18 protein-coding genes are annotated in these 18,071 nt (G+C 40.7%); 2 read left to right on the top strand and 16 right to left on the bottom strand.

The annotated features are described in order from the left end of the window. Position 1: 1 nt before the first annotated feature. From ACFQ38_RS03975 to rpsF, 12 genes are all read right to left on the bottom strand, one after another. Positions 2-829, bottom strand: coding sequence for a two-component system regulatory protein YycI (locus tag ACFQ38_RS03975; RefSeq protein ID WP_336824555.1), 828 nt, complete (start codon positions 827-829; stop codon positions 2-4). Beyond that, positions 816-2,144, bottom strand: coding sequence for a YycH family regulatory protein (locus tag ACFQ38_RS03970; RefSeq protein ID WP_381479833.1), 1,329 nt, complete (start codon positions 2,142-2,144; stop codon positions 816-818). The genes ACFQ38_RS03975 and ACFQ38_RS03970 overlap by 14 nt, the downstream gene beginning before the upstream one ends. Next, positions 2,135-3,964 (bottom strand): cell wall metabolism sensor histidine kinase WalK, encoded by a 1,830-nt coding sequence (gene walK / locus ACFQ38_RS03965; RefSeq protein ID WP_336824553.1) that lies wholly within the window; start codon positions 3,962-3,964, stop codon positions 2,135-2,137. The genes ACFQ38_RS03970 and walK overlap by 10 nt, the downstream gene beginning before the upstream one ends. A gap of 4 nt (positions 3,965-3,968) precedes the next feature. Then, positions 3,969-4,673 carry a response regulator YycF gene (yycF, locus tag ACFQ38_RS03960; protein ID WP_336824566.1) on the bottom strand — a complete coding sequence of 235 codons (705 nt, stop codon included), beginning with the start codon at positions 4,671-4,673 and terminating at the stop codon, positions 3,969-3,971. Between the two features lie 581 nt (positions 4,674-5,254). Next, the gene (locus ACFQ38_RS03955) at positions 5,255-6,709 is read right to left on the bottom strand and encodes a M23 family metallopeptidase (protein WP_336824552.1); all 1,455 of its coding nucleotides are present in this window, start codon (positions 6,707-6,709) and stop codon (positions 5,255-5,257) included. 245 nt (positions 6,710-6,954) lie between these two features. Next, complete coding sequence (gene dnaB / locus ACFQ38_RS03950; protein WP_336824551.1) at positions 6,955-8,310, bottom strand: replicative DNA helicase; 1,356 nt, start codon at positions 8,308-8,310, stop codon at positions 6,955-6,957. 18 nt (positions 8,311-8,328) lie between these two features. Continuing rightward, entirely contained in the window at positions 8,329-8,775 is a 447-nt protein-coding gene (gene rplI, locus ACFQ38_RS03945; protein ID WP_336824550.1) for a 50S ribosomal protein L9, read from the bottom strand. A gap of 2 nt (positions 8,776-8,777) precedes the next feature. Further along, positions 8,778-10,748 carry a DHH family phosphoesterase gene (locus tag ACFQ38_RS03940; RefSeq protein ID WP_336824549.1) on the bottom strand — a complete coding sequence of 657 codons (1,971 nt, stop codon included), beginning with the start codon at positions 10,746-10,748 and terminating at the stop codon, positions 8,778-8,780. 12 nt (positions 10,749-10,760) lie between these two features. Then, positions 10,761-11,699, bottom strand: coding sequence for a YybS family protein (locus ACFQ38_RS03935; RefSeq protein WP_381479831.1), 939 nt, complete (start codon positions 11,697-11,699; stop codon positions 10,761-10,763). A 360-nt stretch (positions 11,700-12,059) separates the two neighbouring features. Continuing rightward, positions 12,060-12,302, bottom strand: coding sequence for a 30S ribosomal protein S18 (rpsR, locus tag ACFQ38_RS03930; RefSeq protein WP_336824565.1), 243 nt, complete (start codon positions 12,300-12,302; stop codon positions 12,060-12,062). 34 nt (positions 12,303-12,336) lie between these two features. After that, positions 12,337-12,843 (bottom strand): single-stranded DNA-binding protein, encoded by a 507-nt coding sequence (gene ssb / locus ACFQ38_RS03925; RefSeq protein WP_336824547.1) that lies wholly within the window; start codon positions 12,841-12,843, stop codon positions 12,337-12,339. 38 nt (positions 12,844-12,881) lie between these two features. Then, a complete protein-coding gene (gene rpsF / locus ACFQ38_RS03920) occupies positions 12,882-13,169 on the bottom strand; it encodes a 30S ribosomal protein S6 (RefSeq protein ID WP_336824546.1) in 288 nt (95 codons plus the stop codon). A gap of 148 nt (positions 13,170-13,317) precedes the next feature. Between rpsF and ACFQ38_RS03915 the strand changes: the two genes are divergently transcribed. Further along, positions 13,318-13,872 (top strand): DUF3267 domain-containing protein, encoded by a 555-nt coding sequence (locus tag ACFQ38_RS03915; protein WP_336824545.1) that lies wholly within the window; start codon positions 13,318-13,320, stop codon positions 13,870-13,872. 139 nt (positions 13,873-14,011) lie between these two features. On the opposite strand, the gene ychF is transcribed toward ACFQ38_RS03915, so the two are convergent. From ychF to ACFQ38_RS03900, 3 genes are all read right to left on the bottom strand, one after another. Continuing rightward, positions 14,012-15,112: a redox-regulated ATPase YchF gene (ychF, locus tag ACFQ38_RS03910; RefSeq protein WP_336824544.1), complete on the bottom strand. Its 1,101-nt coding sequence runs from the start codon at positions 15,110-15,112 to the stop codon at positions 14,012-14,014. Between the two features lie 114 nt (positions 15,113-15,226). Continuing rightward, positions 15,227-15,430 carry a DUF951 domain-containing protein gene (locus ACFQ38_RS03905; RefSeq protein WP_336824543.1) on the bottom strand — a complete coding sequence of 68 codons (204 nt, stop codon included), beginning with the start codon at positions 15,428-15,430 and terminating at the stop codon, positions 15,227-15,229. A gap of 21 nt (positions 15,431-15,451) precedes the next feature. Then, entirely contained in the window at positions 15,452-16,345 is an 894-nt protein-coding gene (locus ACFQ38_RS03900) for a mechanosensitive ion channel family protein (RefSeq protein WP_336824542.1), read from the bottom strand. A gap of 210 nt (positions 16,346-16,555) precedes the next feature. Between ACFQ38_RS03900 and yyaC the strand changes: the two genes are divergently transcribed. Further along, positions 16,556-17,116 carry a spore protease YyaC gene (gene yyaC, locus ACFQ38_RS03895; protein WP_336824541.1) on the top strand — a complete coding sequence of 187 codons (561 nt, stop codon included), beginning with the start codon at positions 16,556-16,558 and terminating at the stop codon, positions 17,114-17,116. Here yyaC and ACFQ38_RS03890 read toward each other — a convergent pair. Beyond that, on the bottom strand, positions 17,104-17,808 hold the full coding sequence (locus ACFQ38_RS03890; RefSeq protein ID WP_336824540.1) for a DUF554 domain-containing protein: 705 nt from the start codon (positions 17,806-17,808) through the stop codon (positions 17,104-17,106). The two genes, yyaC and ACFQ38_RS03890, sit on opposite strands and share 13 nt — an antisense overlap. Positions 17,809-18,071: the final 263 nt, after the last annotated feature.

The following is an 18,071-nucleotide window of genomic DNA, read 5'->3' as shown; positions in this document are numbered from 1 at the left end:
CTTATTCTTCGACTTCATCCGTTTCTTCCTCTTGCCCTCTATCCATCTGGAAATCGATCACTTTACCTTCAATTGCGTTTATGAAGTAATCCTCAATTTCTCCATCTTCTAATTTTACACGAATATTCCAAGTCGGGGCAAATACTTGGGTTTCCGTTAATTGGACTAATGTGGAATAACCTAAAGTGACACCAATTATTTCGGAACCATGCTTTAAATACCCGCGCGTTGCTAATGAACCGATCACTTCATCCTGTGTGATCAAATCCTTTTTACGGTTGAAGTTAATGAACTCTTCCAATAGCCGCTGCTCATAATGAGTCACTTTATAGTCATTATCCCAGTGAATGACCAACATAGCGTTTGAGCTATAAAAGATTGGTTCACCATTCGCTTTTTGAAAAAAGAGCGCCTTCTTTTCATCTTCATTAACTTCCCAAAGCTCATACTCGGCGCCTTGCCATACATATTTCGTTTTAAACTCGTCAAATATATATTCACCTTTAGCATTTTGAATCGGGACATCTATATGAAATGTCGATTCCAATTTCGTACTGTCAACGATTTCAATATCTTGTCCCTCAAGTAATTCCAAATCTTCAGCTGAAAATGAAACTGAATTGGCAGAGACGTAAGAGAAATTATTTTTGACTACCTGCGGGAGATTATATGTAATATTCTCCTGCTTTAATAATTCTTCAACCGAAGTTTTGCCTGCAACTTGCAAATTTTGCGCTTCTGTATGCTGGCTCAAATATAAAGAATAAAGGAAGATGTTCAAAATGGAAAATACAACAATGAAAATTGTTTTCGTTTTACTCCAATCCAATTTGATCACCTCCAAGACTTTCTGGAGAGAAACGGATCCAATCTCCTTTAAATAAATAATACCAAGACGGTTCCATTATGAAAATTCTTCTTTCCGCGTCATACGTCATATAATATCCAACCGTAATCTCCTCTACCATCTTGAAATCCAATTTATCGGATTCCATTAACATTTGAGCAACTGCCGTACCGGAAGGCATAGTGTAGTCTTCATCGGTAAACGGGCCGTCCAACGTATAGTAAGGACGAATATAATGGAAAACACGCCCTTCTCCAAATGTCTGTGTAATTTCAGTAGTTAAGCCTGAATTATCACTATACACAGGATAACCGTTGCTGAAGAGCTGGAATTTCACATATCTCGAATAAGGGTTCATATAGGTATATCTGAATTGGTCTGTCCAGCCACCGTGTTCATTTATTGAATCGAAAACACCTAACAACAGTTCTGTTGCACTTATCATTTCCCTGCTCTCTGCGGCAGGATGGACAAAATTCAATGTTTTTGTGTCGGTGTGTACCGTCATTAACGCATGATCATCACCAAACTCCTCGATATTGGAGCCTACTTGAGTTCTCCTAACCGCATATGGATCGTTAAACAATGCATCCCGGAAACGCGTTGGGCTGATCTCTTCCTGATAGAAAGTCCTTTTCTTCATTTGTATGCCTTCCGATGGCAAAGCAATATACACCGGTTCATTTAATTGCAGCTGTTCGTATTCTGGAAACCCTTGTCCTTCCGTAACAATTGTCTGATAAGATTGTAACAGTTCTTTGGCAACAACTTTTCCTTCATAATGACTTCCTGCTTCCCGGTTAATAAAATGCACATCAAACCCGATATTCTTTGGATCCCATGTTACAACGATATAGTCAAAGGTCTTTTCGGGAACATCGGTTTCTTCAATCGTTAAAATTTCATCATATACAGGAAGCGGCACTTGCCCATGAAAATACAATGTATATTGATTGGGTTGCTCCAAGAAGGACTTGAATTTTTCCCGATTCATTTCATTATCCACTAAAGTGAGTTGTGATATTTTCCATCTGCTCATTTCATTGGTAACTTTTTCGATATCCTGAAGATCGGTTGTCCCTTTTAAACCATCCTCATATTGAATCGTGAGTTTGTAAGGTTTAATAATATCTTTTATTTGCAGTCTTTCACCGATTGAAATGTCAACAGTGGGCAATTCTCCAATCGGTTCAAGATGAGGGCTATACGTCCAAATGGAGAAGGTGAAGGTTATGCTCATAATGACGAGCAACAGTAGAATGATCGATTTGATCGGCTCTATATATTTCAATCCCATTCACCGTCCTCTTGTTGTTCATACGGCAAAGTGAAGAATATCGTCGTTCCTTTCCCTTCTTCACTTTCCGCCCAAATATCCCCACCATGCGCTAGAATCATTTCTTTCGCAATAGCAAGTCCTAATCCCGTACCTCCCATTGCACGCGATCTTGCACGGTCTGCCCGGTAAAATCGATCAAAAATGCGATTGACATTCGCTTTCGGGATTCCTAACCCATCATCAGAAATCATCACTTTAATGAACGAACCAGAAGTTGTTACACCAAAACGGACATCTCCTCCGTCGGGCGAATACTTCAGCGCATTGGAAATAATATTGTCGATTACTTGCGTCATTTTATCCGTGTCGATTTCCACAAACAAATCTGATTGTGGCAATAGACGTCTAAAATGGACATTTTGTGATTTTGAAAACTCAAATCGCTCAATAATGGAATTAAAGAAATGGTTAAATTCAACCCATTCAGTATTCAATTCATACTCTTTGCTGTCCATTCTCGATAGTTTCAGTAAATCGTTGACGAGCCGGATCATTCGCTCGGTTTCGTTTTGCGTTACATTCAAGAAGGAAGGTGCGATATCCTCGTTTTTCCAAGCACCTTCCGCCAATGCATCCAAATAGCTACGCATCGTCGTTAGCGGCGTGCGCAACTCATGCGAAACATTGGAAACGAATTCCCGTCTCTCCATATCAATTTTTTCCTGTTCCGTATTGTCATGCAACACGACGATAAGCCCATTCACGAAGCCGGTCTCCCTTTGAGTTACGGAAAATGTAGCTCTTAAAATATAGGGCTCGTCTTCCGTACTGAAATCGAGTGCAATCGAATCTTTCACTTGTATTAAGTCTTCGAAAGTATACTCTTGCTCCAAACCTAAAATGCTCGTAATCGGCCGGTTCAATACAAGATCTCTTGTCACCCGCAGCATGCCGAGCGCCGAATCGTTAATAAGGCTGACACGCCCTTTTCGGTCCGTGGAGATGACACCGTCCGTCATGTTTTCCAACACGGAAGCCAATTTACGCCGCTCTCCTTCTGTAGTTGATTGAGATTCTTGCAGCTGATTCGTTAAATGATTAAATGCAATCGCCAATTGCCCCATTTCATCGTTCCCATAAACATGCACTTTCCTTGAAAAGTTGCCTTGAGCCATCGCTTGCGCCTGCCGCCTCATATCTGATATCGGCCTTGTAAATGTCTGGGCGATGAAAATTCCAATAATAATTGTAATAGACAAGGAGAAGAGTACCCCTGCCGCAAGAATTTTATTGATTTCATCGATTTGTTTATAGACTGTTTCAATATTCGCTGCCACATATAGTGTTCCGATTACTTCGGAGTTGTTCATAATCGGATGAACTTGCACCATGACACGTTTTCCAGTCGATGGGTCATAGTTGATCATGTCATAGGATGATTCAGATGAAATTGACCGCCGAACGATATCATCCATTGAACGTTGTCCAACCAAAGATTGGTTTTCTAAAACGGACGTAGCTAAAATACGATATTTAGGGTTAATGACTCGAATTTCGTTAATGTCGTTGTTATCTGATTTGAACCCTGAAAGGATACTCCTCAAACTTTGTTCAGGGGTAGGATCTTCCGGTGACCGTTCTTTCAATAACTCTTCCCTCACACTAAACTCTACAAGGTTCATGCGGTCAATAACGGAGTTTGTAAAATTCGTTTTCAGCGTCTGCTCTAATTTGCTCGCGAAATAGATCCCAATGATTTGCACTGCCACGATAATCAGCATGATGAAAATCAATACAAATTTCACATGGATGGACTTAAAAAAACCGACCTTTTGCATAATTTTACTCCTGTTCTGGATCACGCAAATAATAGCCTACTCCGCGTCTCGTTACAATCCACGTCGGATGGCTCGGTGTATCTTCAATTTTTTCTCTTAACCTTCTAATCGTAACGTCCACTGTCCGAACATCGCCGAAATAATCATATCCCCAAACTGTTTGGAGAAGATGCTCTCTCGTCATCACCTGTCCAATATGCTTTGCCAAATAATGAAGCAATTCGAACTCTCGATGAGTCAATTCAATCGACTCGCCCCTCTTTTGGACTAAATAAGCATCCGGTTGAATGACAAGGCTTCCGACAGTAATTTCGTTCGATTCTTCCTGTTCATCCGACAAAGTTTTAGAATGTCTGCGCAAGTTCGCCTTCACACGTGCAATTAACTCCCGTGTACCAAACGGTTTCGTCACATAGTCATCTGCACCTAATTCCAATCCTAATACTTTATCGATCTCCGAATCTTTCGCTGTAAGCATAATAATCGGAAAATCATATTTTTTACGCACTTCCCTGCATACTTCCATGCCGTCCTGTTTTGGCAGCATAATATCTAACAGCATAATATCGGGCTGTACCTCTTCCACTTTTTTAATAGCCTCTTCGCCATCATATGCACAATGGACTGTGAACCCTTCTTTTTTCAAATTAAACTCTAATATATCAGCAATTGGTTTTTCATCATCTACGACTAAAATCGTTTTATCTATCATGATCAATTCCCTTTCCCGCCCGTATGGCGCTTCGTCATTTTCTTTTTACTTTATCATTTTTATTAACACCGCGCATTGATAGCGGTAAAAACAAAGTCTTCCAATCCAATCGGTTCTACGATTCTTGAACTCATAAATTGATATAAAAACATCTAAACTGCATCGTGTAGTGAGATACTTCAGTGCTTACACAAAAATATTATCCAAAAACACATAAAGTCAATAGAACTCGCTATCTTTACTCTAACTATGCTAAAGTCCAACGATCGCACATCATCTCATTAGTTCAAGCATAACATGACTTTCTTAACTCATAAAAGTTGAGTAAGCGCACAATGCCTCTCAATACATGCATAACTTTGACACATACCTATCATACCTCATTCCACTACACTACACAGTTATCCTCCCATACAGTAGATACCTTATCGTTTCTCGGTTTTCTCTACTGCATCTTATTACTATTCTCCGCTATCGGAATGAACCCCTTCATTACGTAAGCATAAAATATTTCCCGGGCAATTTTCGCCAAAACAATACGAAAAGGGACGACCTCAACACTGTCGTCCCCTTTCTATTTATCTTAATAAACTTAGTGGATCAATATTAGAGCCATGTTTCAACACTTCAAAATGTAAATGCATACCTGTAGAACGGCCTGTAGACCCCATCACACCAATTTTCGTCCCTTGCGGTACTGTTTGTCCTACTTTCACTTCAATCGATGACAGATGGGCATATAACGTTTCATAGCCATTGTTATGAGTAATGACAATTCGGTTGCCATATGTGCCATGATAACCTACTTGCGTAACAACACCATTATCCGCTGCAAAAATAGAACGGGATGACGGGCGTGCGATATCGATCCCTTGATGTACTCTGCCCCAACGTTTGCCCATTTGGCTGGAAATATATCCGCCGTCTGCAGGCCAGACGAAGTTGCCTGTCCCTCTTGATGGAATTACTTTTGTCCCTACCACTGTCACTTCATGCACAGGTTCAACTATGACATGCTCCTCTGCAACAGACTTCCCGATTACAGTCCCGTTTTTCTTCCTTACAATTTGGGTGACTGCTTTTTTGCCGTCTGTTCCTTCCTGCTTAACCCGTTGTTCACCTTTAAACTTTGTTTCGTCTTTCTCGGTAAGCTTTTTATATTGAATCGGCTCTATTTTCTTCGTTTCATAATGAGCTTCGACTTCAACGAAAGGCTCCAAAACAGTTACATTCAATTCATCGCCGATTTGCAGAAGTGTGTCTTCTGTAATGTTCGGATTCAAATCCAACAATTGCTGCGTCTTCATATTATGTGCAGAGGCGATTTTCCCAAGTACATCCCCAGCCTGCACTGTATACTTCTTTTCTTCCAGCGTTCCTTTATTGAGTAAAGTCAACGCATCTTCTACGCCTAATACTTCATCTGGCGCTGTTTTGCCTTCCTCGGCTTGTAGTTCTTTACTGAATTCAATATTGACTAAACGTGTTTCATTTTCTTTCAAAGGTGGTAAAGATTCAGTAGATTGCTTGCGGGCTTCGAATTCAGTTAGTTCTTCTTCTGAAACGGTTTGCAATTTGAGTTCTTTGATCACTTCATCATAGGCGGCTTTGTCTTTAACGTAAAGTACACTTTCTCCGCCGATGTTAATGCCCATTGCTTCCGCCTCCACGGATAGCATATCTTGAAGTTGTCCAAGAACTTGGCTGTCATCCGTTCCGACTGAAAACACCTTTTCCTCGACGACAGACAAATCCGAACCGATTGTCAGAGGAAGATTCTTATATTCGGAGACCGCTTCTTTCATCTTCTCTTCTTTTATTTTTTCAAGATCATCAATGTTTGCCAATTCACCAACATATTGCCCGTCTGAATAGATATGATAGATCGTTTGGATGCCTTCCTGTTCACCGGAAAAACCAGAGCTAATGCCAAGACCGGCAAATAATACCGAAGCGACCCCTATTTTTTTTATAGTGCTATAGAAGTTACATCTCTTCCTGTTTCCTTCTTTTACTTCCTTGTTGAAAGACATGATTAAAGACTCCTTCTGTTCTACATCATTAGAGCAGTTTATCAATGTTTCTGCTTTTTCACGCCTCTTTAATTTAACATATCTATATACCTACTTGGCGCTTTGTAACTATTTGTAATAAACTTGTAGTATTGCAACCAATTATTTTAAAAAACTTACATATGTTGGTATAAAGTAAACAATTTTCAACAAAATAATAAGCCTTCTGAACGGATAACTTACTTCCGTTGAGAAGGCCTTTTACTTTATGCATGAACAGGAGCTTGATGTTGGCTCCAATCGATATTTAAGAATTTATTATACTCTTTCGCAAACGCTAATGTTACAGTTCCTGTCGGGCCGTTACGTTGCTTCGCAATAATAATTTCAATCATATTTTGGTTTTCTGTTTCCTTATCGTAATAGTCCTCACGATATAGGAAGGAAACGATATCCGCATCTTGCTCAATACTTCCCGACTCACGTAAGTCCGACATCATTGGCCGCTTGTCTTGTCGCTGCTCAACGCCCCTAGAAAGCTGTGAAAGTGCGATGACAGGTACTTTTAGTTCACGGGCAAGCGCTTTAAGGGAACGGGAGATTTCAGATACTTCCTGTTGCCTGTTCTCGCCGGAGCGCCCGCTTCCCATAATGAGCTGCAAATAGTCGATCATAATCATTCCAAGGCCGTGCTCTTGTTGGAGCCGTCTGCATTTCGAACGAATTTCGTTAATGCGGATCCCTGGCGAGTCATCAATGAAAATGCCAGCGTTGGATAGACTGCCCATCGCCATCGTCAGCTTACGCCAATCCTCAGCTTCCAAATTACCTGTCCGCAATACTTGTGCGTCAATATTGCCTTCCGCACAAAGCATCCGCATGACAAGCTGTTCAGCACCCATCTCCAAACTGAAAATCGCAACATTTTCATCCGTCTTCGTTGCGACGTTTTGTGCTACATTCAATGCAAATGCCGTTTTACCGACAGAAGGACGGGCTGCAACGATGATCAAATCATTGCGTTGAAAACCCGCAGTAATTTTATCCAAATCACGGAATCCTGTCGGAACTCCTGTCACTTCACCTTTGCGTGTATGAAGAAGCTCAATATTGTCATACGTTTCGACCAACACGTCTTTAATATGCTTGAAGTCACCGGCATTTTTTCGATTGGATACTTCCATCATCTTTTTTTCCGCTTCGGATAAGACAGCTTCTACTTCATCTTCTCTTGTAAAGCCATCTTCGACTATGGAAGTTGCCACCTGAATGAGCCGTCTTAGCAGCGACTTCTCTTCAACAATTTTAGCGTAGTATTCAATATTCGCCGCAGTCGGCACTGCATTGGCAATTTCCGTCAAATAGGAAATGCCTCCTACGTCTTCAAGCTCTTTCTTGGCGGATAGCTCTTCCGTTACGGTGACAACGTCAATCGCTTGTCCCCGATCGCTTAAAATGAGCATCGTATCAAAAATCTTACGGTGGGCCGTTCTATAGAAATCATCCGGCAAAAGAATTTCCGATGCCGTAATCAAAGCTTGCGGCTCTAAAAAGATCGCACCAATGACAGACTGTTCCGCTTCGTTATTATGCGGCGGAACCCGATCAAAACTTTGTTCCATTTATGCCCCTGCTTCCCATTACTCTTCCGTCACATGCACTTTTAATGTTGCTGTAACGTCCGGGTGTAATTTAATTGGCACATTTGTATAGCCTAAAGATCGAATGGCATCCGGTAATTCCATTTTTCTGCGGTCCACTTTAATCTTCTCGCTTTTCTCCAATGCATCGGCAATTTGCTTCGTCGTAATCGATCCAAATAGACGTCCGCCTTCGCCTGACTTCGCTTTCATCTCAACCGTAATGTTATCAATTTGCTCTTTTAGTTTTTTCGCAGATGCTAGCTCTTCAGCAGCATCTTTTTCAGCACGTTTTTTCTGTCCTTCCAATTGGCTCAAATTACCTGGTGTTGCTTCAACAGCCAATTTATTTTTCAAAAGGTAGTTTTGTGCATATCCTACAGATACATCTTTCACTTCGCCTTTTTTGCCTTTTCCTTTGACGTCCTTCAAAAAGATTACTTTCATCTTCAATTTCCCCTTTCCAATTTATCTGCTATGACTGCTTTCAGTTTTTCTTCTGCCTCTTCTACAGTATCGACGTCTAACTGGCAAGCTGCGTTCGTCAAATGACCTCCACCGCTCAACTCCTCCATAATGAGCTGAACATTCAATTCACCTAATGACCTCGCACTGATGCCTATTTTGCCATCCAAACGTGGAGCAATGACGAATGAAGCGATGACGCCTTGCATTGTCAATAAAATATCGGCGGTTTGCGCAATTAGAACTGGGTTATATACGACGTCATTCTCCCCTTTAACAATTGCCACGCCGGAAGGTGATAACTCTACCGTCTCCACTAATTTCGAACGAGCAATATACGTTTCAATATCCTCTTTCAAGAGCCGTTGAACTAATACTGTATCTGCTCCATTTGTTCGCAAATAGGATGCCGCCTCAAACGTCCTTGCCCCCGTTCTAAGCGTGAAGCTTTTCGTATCGACAACTATGCCGGCAAGCAACGCAGTCGACTCTAACATCGTCAGCTTCTTATGCTTCGGCTGATACTCGATCAGTTCGGTAACTAATTCAGCTGTCGAAGATGCATACGGTTCCATATAGACTAAAACTGTATTGTTAATAAACTCCTCGCCTCTCCTATGGTGGTCGATGACGACTATCTTGTCGGCTTTGCCGATCAATCTTTCATCAATCACCAAGCTCGGCTTATGCGTATCAACGATAATAAGAAGCGATTTGTCTGTCACCATGCCCATAGCGGTTTCCGGATCAATGAATTGCTCAAATAATTCAGGCTCAGACTTAATTTCATCCATTAGCCTTGTAACGCTTCCATCGAGCTCGTCAGGATTAATCACTACATAGCCTTCCACATTGTTCATGCGGGCCATTTTACGAACGCCGATAGCAGCACCAATTGCATCCATATCCGGCATCTTATGACCCATAACAAAAACCTTATCGCTGCCGCGAATCAAATCGCGCAAGGCATGTGAAATGACACGTGCTCGTACGCGCGTCCTTTTCTCGACTGGATTCGTTTTACCGCCGAAAAACTTCAGCTTGCCATCTGGACGTTTAATGGCAACTTGGTCGCCCCCACGCCCTAAGACAAGATCCAAACTCGACTGAGCCAATTCGCCTAATTCGGTTAACTGTTCTGAACCGGTCCCTATCCCGATGCTCAAAGTCAAGCCAGTGCTTTGCTTATTTGTTTTTTCACGCATATCATCCAAAATGGTGAATTTCGACGCTTCTAATTTCGAAAGGATTGCCTCATTAAGAACGGCTAAAAATCGGTCCGATGCAACCCTTTTAACAAAAATGCCATTTTCGTTCGCCCAACCATTAACGAGAGACGTTACTAACGAATTGATTTGGCTTCTTGTCTGGTCATCCATCGTTTGGACAATTTCATCGTAGTTGTCGATAAGCAAAATGCCTAATACGGTCCGATCTTCATAATAAAGTGATTCCATCTCTACTTTTTCAGTTACATCGAATAGATAGAACAATCGCTCTTCCGATCTATAAATCACTTTATAAGAAAAATCACCAACTTTCAAAAGCGGTAATTCTCCCTCTTCTTTGTTTATAATTTCTTGAAACGTTTCGGAAAGCTGAAACAACTCTTCCCCAATCAATGTTTCTTTTTCAAAAATCCCGACTGCATATGGGTTTGCCCATTCAATCACATTCTTTTCATTTACCAATATGATTGCAATCGGCAATTCTAATAACGCTTCTTCCCCTACCTTTTTCATGCGGTAGGATAACGATTCAATATGTTTTTCTGTTTCTACATAGGTCTGATCTTCAAGCTTCCAAGCAATCCCCATAGCCATTATGAATGGAACTGTAAAAAAAAGCCCCGCCCAAAAATTCGATAGAAATAAAAGGACAGCTGCAATCATTCCAAGGAGAGATAAAACAGCCAATGGGTAGCGAATCGCTCTTTTTCTGAAAAATGACCTCATTGTCTCATCCCCTTACTTCAAGTTGTCTTTTCCGATCCATGCACGAATATTCATTCCTATGTCAACAATCCCTAACAAAGTAGTAATGGGATTTAAAAGTATCGCCAATACAGTTGTAAAGAACGTGACAACACCCGGTAATTTCATCTTATGCATGAAGTAATGGATGAGCGCAATCCCTTGCAGTAAAAAAAGTAATCTTAATATGATTGTCGCATTAATGTAGATCAAATAAATAGTTGATTCGACCTTCATATCCATTATAAACGGCAATAATATAAGCAATCCATAAACAAAAATTGTTACTACAGGCAACTTCATTTCTCTGAAAGGTGGGAATTTCGGTACATCGAATCCCATTCTTCGAACGACCTCGAGACTTGGCATAATGATCATGAATGTAAAAACATAGGTAGATGTAATGAATAGAGCTGGTATAGCAGCCTTATAGGTTTGAAATGCCGATTCAATGACTTCCTCATAGTCCTTTGGAAGCTCACCATATAGAGTGAAAATCTCCATCATACGTTGCTGGACAGAATCCATTGACGCCATTAATCCATCAATCGGATTTATGTTGAAAAGGAATATCGATCCGATATATAACAGGATCAGAGACACGAGCATGAACAAACCTGAAGCCATATAAATGTAGAGCTTCGTTTTTTTCAATACGATAAGTTCACCGATAATGAATCCTAAGAAGCCAAATATGATTGCTGTCGGCAATATGAGCAACCCACCCGGAATGAGAGAAAGCACTATGGCAATCAATACAACAAATATTGACGATGTCCGGTCATGCTTCAAACGATATAGGATCATTGGAATCGGGACGAAAAGCATCATCAGTACACCAATTACCGGTAAATAAAAAGAACCTACAAGCAGTATTGTGAACAACGCACTCATCATTGCACCGTAGGTTATTTTCTTAGTAGGGTCTTGCATCTTTCAGTTCCTCCATCCGGATAATGGACAATTTCCTTATCCATCAATTACTCCTCGGCGTAATTGCGTCAGTTTTTTTGAGATTATATGTTGTGTGAACGATTTTACTCCTTCACCTCATTCAATACATGACATCCGCCGGAAGCATTATTTAAATTCCCCCTCCTAACTTATGAAGGATATCGGCTCGATCCCGTCACTTATAGAAGTCTAACGCAACTACAGAATTTAAATAAATAGTTGTTACAATTGTATCATGATTGCCCCCGATTAACCAAAAACACAGCAGCGTCTACAATGAAAAAACCGCCTTGATTCTCCGGAAACCCGGTATCACAAGGCGGTTACATGTTATTTACATTATCTTTCTTCCGAAACGAACGGAAGAAGTGCCATAATACGCGCACGTTTAATAGCAGTCGTTAATTTACGTTGATATTTCGCGCTTGTACCAGTTACACGGCGAGGCAAGATTTTTCCACGTTCAGAAATAAATTTCTTAAGTAGATCTGTATCTTTATAGTCGATATGTGTAATGTTATTTGATGTAAAATAGCAAACTTTACGACGTCTGCGTCCTCCACGACGTGGTGCCATAATGATTCCCCTCCTTACTTTTTACGTATGATTGGACCTTTCAGAACGGCAAATCGTCATCCGATACTTCGATTGGACCGCTGCCTACTGAGAATGGATCCTCATCAGTACGTGAATAATTTTGTTGGCTTGGTTGTTGATATTGTTGGTTAGGCTGCTGGTTCTGATAATAAGGCTGTTCGTTCCGCGGTGCACCGTAAGCAGCTCCGGATCTTTCGGAATTAGCACTACGCGGCTCAAGGAATTGTACACTGTCTGCCACGACTTCCGTCATGAAGACACGCTTGCCGTCTTGTCCATCGAAACTGCTCGTCTGAATACGGCCTTCGATGCCTGCAAGACTTCCTTTACGTAAAAAGTTCGCAGTGTTTTCCGCTTGTTTTCTCCAAGTCACACAGTTGATGAAATCCGCTTCACGTTCACCTTGCTGGTTAGAGAATGTTCTGTTTACAGCTAATGTGAAACGTGTAACGGCAATTCCGCTCTGCGTGTATTTGAGTTCAGGATCTTTTGTCAATCGGCCAACTAAAACGACACGGTTAATCATCAGAATGCAACCTCCCTCATCTTTTCGTTCTATATAGATTAGTTGTCAAGACGAACAGCCATATGACGAATGATATCTTCGTTGATGTTCGCTAGACGATTGAATTCATCGATTGCTTCAGCACTTGCGTTAGCTGTCACCAATTGGTAATAGCCTTCGCGCAGATCGTCGATTTCGTATGCAAGACGGCGCTTGCCCCACTCTTTCGACTCGATGATTTCCGCTCCGTTAGAAGTAAGGATCCCATCGAAACGTTCGATCAATGCTTTTTTAGCTTCATCTTCCAATGTTGGACGGATAATGTACATGATTTCGTACTTTCTCATCTTCAGTCACCTCCTTATGGACTTTGGCCCACATAACTGCGGGCAAGGAGTAAGTAAATTTCTATTACTCACATCATCATATTTTATCACAGTGATTCCCAACATACAACAATTTTATTGTGTATAATAACAACGAAAGGGTGGTTGCATGGAAATTCAGAGAGAACCCGATAAAATCATCGAAATCGATTTGCGCAAAGTATCATTGACAAGCATCTATCTTTCAATCGGTAGCCTTGTCTTTCTTATGGTAATCAAATCTTTAATTGCTGGCGAACTTCGTGTTTCATTCTCTATTACATCGGTCATTTTATTCATTGTAGGTTATTTGCTTCTCATCGTACTGCACGAACTTTTTCATTTACTTGGCTTCCGAGTATTTGGCAATGTTCCGTGGAAGAGTATGATTGTAGGCGTGAACTTAAAAATGGGTGTCGCCTACGCTACGACGGATAAGCCAATGACGAATAAAGCGATTCGAAAAGCTTTACTACTGCCATTTTGGACGACCGGTATTTTCCCGGCTCTTGTTGGTTTGTTGTTAGACAACGGAATAGTATTAGGGTTAGCTGCCTTTCTAATCGGCGGTGCGGCAGGTGATTTTGCAATGTACAAAGAGCTGAAGGAGCTTCCGGATGATTGGATGGTAAAAGATGACCCAGAAGCGCCAAAGTTATATATGTACAAGCCAAATCGAATTTGAAGAGCCATGCCTCGTGCAAATGGCTTTTTTATTTTCTCACTTCAGTTGCAGTGAACAATGTTGATCGAACTCTCGTATAACTGAAAAATGCAGCAGGCAATATACAATCGCCTACCGCATCTTCTTACATCTATTCACCTTATACGTTAAATCTAAACAGCATAACGTCTCCATCTTGGACGACATAGTCTTTACCTTCCAGACGCACTTTCCCCGCCTCTTTAGCTGCTGCCATCGAACCAGCCTCTACAAGCGCATCATAAGAAACAGTTTCCGCTCGGATAAAACCACGTTCGAAATCCGTATGGATGATGCCAGCACATTGAGGTGCCTTCATCCCTTTACGGAATGTCCAAGCACGCACTTCCTGAACGCCTGCCGTAAAGTATGTAGCGAGGCCTAATAATTGATATGCTGCTTTAATCAGCTGATCTAACCCTGATTCTTTAATTCCTAACTCTTCAAGGAACATTGCTTTTTCCTCGTCATCAAGTTCAGCCATTTCTTCTTCGATTTTCGCACAAACGACAATAACTTCTGCATTGTCTTGCACTGCGAAATCCCGAACCGTTTTCACATATTCATTTTCATCTGCATTGGCGATTTCGTCTTCAGATACGTTTGCGACATACAGCATCGGTTTAATTGTTAATAAATGCATGCCTTTAATCAAGCTGTATTCCTCTGGCGTCAATTCTACTGATCGTGCCGGCTTTTCATTTTCAAACGCTTCTTTCAGCTTCAGCAGCACAGGTTCTTCAGCCATTGCATCTTTGTCTTTCTGCTTCGCCATTTTCGAAACGCGAGTAAGCCGCTTTTCAACACTTTCCATGTCTGCCAAAATCAGTTCCAAATTGATGACTTCAATATCTGAAATCGGATCAACTTTACCAGAAACATGCGTAATGTTGTCATCGTTGAAGCAACGGACAACTTGGCAAATCGCATCCACTTCACGAATATGAGATAAGAATTTATTTCCTAACCCTTCACCTTTGCTTGCCCCTTCAACAATCCCTGCGATATCTGTAAATTCGAACGCAGTTGGCACTGTCTTTTTCGGAACAACCAATTCAGTTAATTTTTGCAAACGCTCATCCGGTACTTCAACGATCCCGACGTTCGGGTCAATTGTACAAAATGGATAGTTTGCCGCTTCCGCTCCTGCTTTCGTAATTGCATTAAATAAAGTCGATTTCCCTACGTTCGGAAGACCGACAATCCCAGCCGTTAACGCCATTTATTTCCCAACCTTTCATTATAGGTCCATTTTCCAATCATATTACGATCGATGTACTTCATCCATAACAATTTCAACTCTTCCATTATAGGAATAGTTCGGTCATCTGTCTATTTACTGTTCCGATTCGGCAGATACGATGACTTTTTTCATTTTCTTCGCAAATTCATTTCTTGGAATCATGACGCTATGGCCGCAGCCTTCACATTTAATGCGAATATCTGCACCCATTCGGATGATTTTCCAAGCATTTGATCCGCATGGATGCGGTTTTTTCATCTCTACAATATCATGCAAATGAAATTCTTTCCCCACCATCATGCATCTTCCCTTTCTCCATCATTTATTATCCAATGATTTGGACACAATTGTCGGATACGGAATTGCCAAATCTCTCTCCGTTAAATATTGCTTTAACCCTATACTAATTTTACGCGCAACGTCAAAATGCCTCATCGGTTTCGTTTCTGCTATCACACGTTCAATTGCCGCTGTATCAGTAAAATCCCTTGCTCCAACTAATTTAGGAACACCCATTAAATCAGGGTCCTCATCTTTCATTTTTTCTAAAAATTCATCGATCGCTTTTTCAGCATCTTCTAATTTTATTTCAAATGGGATCGTGACGTCTACAATTGCCAAGGAGTTTTTCACTGAAAAATTAACAACTTGCCCGATTGTTCCGTTTGGAAGGATGAACAGCTCGCCGGTCGAACTTTTTATTTTTGTTGTCCTTAAACCAATTTCATCTACTATACCTTCTGCCGTACCGATTTGGACGTAATCACCTACTGAAAATTGGTCCTCAAATAAAATGAAAAAACCGGATATGACGTCTTTTACAAGGCTTTGGGCACCGAAGCCAACCGCAAGCCCTAATACTCCCGCCCCAGCCAATAAACCTCGCACATTTATTGAAAACTCCGAGAGGATTGAAAGCATGGCTGAAAAGTAAATGACGTACGTCAATGTATTTTCCAAAAGCTTCAGTAGTGTACGCTCACGCCGTTCCTCTTTTCGTAGCGGCCCTTTGAATTTAATTTTAAAGACCTTACGAATAACTGATTTCCCAAGCTTCACCAAAAACATGGACAGCAAAATAATAAAAACGATTCGTACTCCGACGACAGCGATTTCAATCCATGTTTCATTATTGAAAATGAACTTCTCTATTTTCTCGGTATCTTCATTCAACACGATTTCCTTCAGCTTTTCCACAATTTTCGTTGTCACTTGCAATCTCCTTTCATGTCGTATAAATCCTTCGGCTTAAGCGTATACTGCTTAACAATGTATCCCCTTTGAACTTTGGCGAAATCAAACCAAACTAGTGTTTCTTTCTACCACAACATCTATGCCGGTCTAAATGCAATCAGTTCAAAACAACAGCGATGCCTTATTACAACTCTATAGGATCAATACTAATAGAATGGAGCATTGTGCATGCAATCTACTTTATTAAATGACTATGAATTTCGTATGCATCATAAAGATTTAGGAGCCGTATGGAAATTAAGCACTTACCTCTTAGAAAATATCCCTTTTGAAAAAGAGGCAATTTCCTTTTTCTGCATTGGGACGGATCGTTCTACTGGAGATGCGTTGGGTCCTTTGACAGGTTCTCTTTTATCAGAATCAATTTTGTTTCCATTTCCGGTTATCGGCACATTGGAAGATCCTTTGCATGCATTAAACTTGCAACAACGATTAGACGATACGTTAACGATCAATCCATCAACATATATCGTTGCAATTGATGCATGTTTAGGAAAAAGTGATTCAATTGGAGATTTACTTATCCAAAGCGGTCCTCTATACCCCGGTAAAGCTGTCGGAAAAGACTTGCCTCCTATTGGAGATATTTCAATAAAAGGTGTAGTCAATGTAGCAGGTTTCATGGAGCAAGCTGTCTTGCAAAGCACTCGTCTTCATCTTTCATTCGAAATGAGCCGTGTAATTTCTCGTGCTTTGCAGCTAAGCTATAGCAGATTTCAAAATAAATGAACAATCGTAACGATAATCCCTACAACAAAAATAGCCGGTATAAGGTTAGCCACCCTAATTTTCGTTAAGCCAATCAAATTTAATCCGATTCCGATAATCATTAAACCGCCGGTTGCGGTCATTTCCGTTATGAATAATTGGATAAGATCATCTGGGACAAATTTATTAATCTGTGTAGCTAATAAACTAATAAGTCCTTGATATATCAGAACAGGAAATGCAGCAAATAGCACACCGATTCCCAATGTTGAACTAAGAATGATTGAAGTGAAGCCATCAACAATTCCTTTCATGATCAGCACATCATGATCATTTCTCAAGCCACTGTCAATCGCTCCAATGATAGCCATCGACCCTACTGCAAATATGAGCGTTGCAGTGACAAATCCTTGAGCAATTCCTTGCTGTTCTTTTTGGGCGGGCATCTTTTTTTCAATCCACATTCCTAACGCATTAATTTTATGTTCGATATCCAACCATTCGCCAATGACAGCACCTACCACAATACTAATAATGACGATTAACAATTGGGTGCTGTCGAATGTCATTTGAATGCCAATCGCTACAATAGCTAAACCTATTCCGTACATAACGGTTTCTTTCATTTTTTCCGGTATTTCTTTTAAAAACCTGCCTGTCAATGAACCCATTATGATTAAAAGGAAATTGACAATCGAGCCGAATAATATCATTTTCCTTCACTTCCAATCACTAAAAATAATACCTATTTTGCACGCTTTAGCAAAATAGGTATCATCTTTATTTAGCAAATACTTTTATACTGTAAGCAAGCGCCACCTAAAAACATTTCTTAATAGGTTGCAAAATATGCAGTTTTATTTCCTATACGGCGAATTTCTCTACTGTAGATAAAAACTTTTCGGTAGATCAATTTTATAGAAATGTTCACTAAGACATACTGTACGTCTATAGCTGTGCGTAAATTCCCCGATTA

The sequence above is a fragment of the Sporosarcina contaminans genome (assembly GCF_042679045.1).
Classification (GTDB): domain Bacteria; phylum Bacillota; class Bacilli; order Bacillales_A; family Planococcaceae; genus Sporosarcina; species Sporosarcina contaminans.
Note: the sequence above shows the minus strand (reverse complement) of the source record. Positions and strands in the feature narration are given on the sequence as shown.

Coding starts and splice junctions, on each gene's coding strand:
- ychF (WP_336824544.1), bottom strand. CDS start 15,112: ATGGCGTTAACGGCTGGGATTGTCGGTCTTCCGAACGTAGGGAAATCG.
- ACFQ38_RS03935 (WP_381479831.1), bottom strand. CDS start 11,699: ATGCAAGACCCTACTAAGAAAATAACCTACGGTGCAATGATGAGTGCG.
- ACFQ38_RS03940 (WP_336824549.1), bottom strand. CDS start 10,748: ATGAGGTCATTTTTCAGAAAAAGAGCGATTCGCTACCCATTGGCTGTT.
- rplI (WP_336824550.1), bottom strand. CDS start 8,775: ATGAAAGTAATCTTTTTGAAGGACGTCAAAGGAAAAGGCAAAAAAGGC.
- rpsF (WP_336824546.1), bottom strand. CDS start 13,169: ATGAGAAAGTACGAAATCATGTACATTATCCGTCCAACATTGGAAGAT.
- ACFQ38_RS03955 (WP_336824552.1), bottom strand. CDS start 6,709: ATGTCTTTCAACAAGGAAGTAAAAGAAGGAAACAGGAAGAGATGTAAC.
- ACFQ38_RS03915 (WP_336824545.1), top strand. CDS start 13,318: ATGGAAATTCAGAGAGAACCCGATAAAATCATCGAAATCGATTTGCGC.
- ACFQ38_RS03905 (WP_336824543.1), bottom strand. CDS start 15,430: ATGGTGGGGAAAGAATTTCATTTGCATGATATTGTAGAGATGAAAAAA.
- ACFQ38_RS03970 (WP_381479833.1), bottom strand. CDS start 2,144: ATGGGATTGAAATATATAGAGCCGATCAAATCGATCATTCTACTGTTG.
- walK (WP_336824553.1), bottom strand. CDS start 3,964: ATGCAAAAGGTCGGTTTTTTTAAGTCCATCCATGTGAAATTTGTATTG.
- ssb (WP_336824547.1), bottom strand. CDS start 12,843: ATGATTAACCGTGTCGTTTTAGTTGGCCGATTGACAAAAGATCCTGAA.
- dnaB (WP_336824551.1), bottom strand. CDS start 8,310: ATGGAACAAAGTTTTGATCGGGTTCCGCCGCATAATAACGAAGCGGAA.
- yyaC (WP_336824541.1), top strand. CDS start 16,556: ATGCAATCTACTTTATTAAATGACTATGAATTTCGTATGCATCATAAA.
- ACFQ38_RS03890 (WP_336824540.1), bottom strand. CDS start 17,808: ATGATATTATTCGGCTCGATTGTCAATTTCCTTTTAATCATAATGGGT.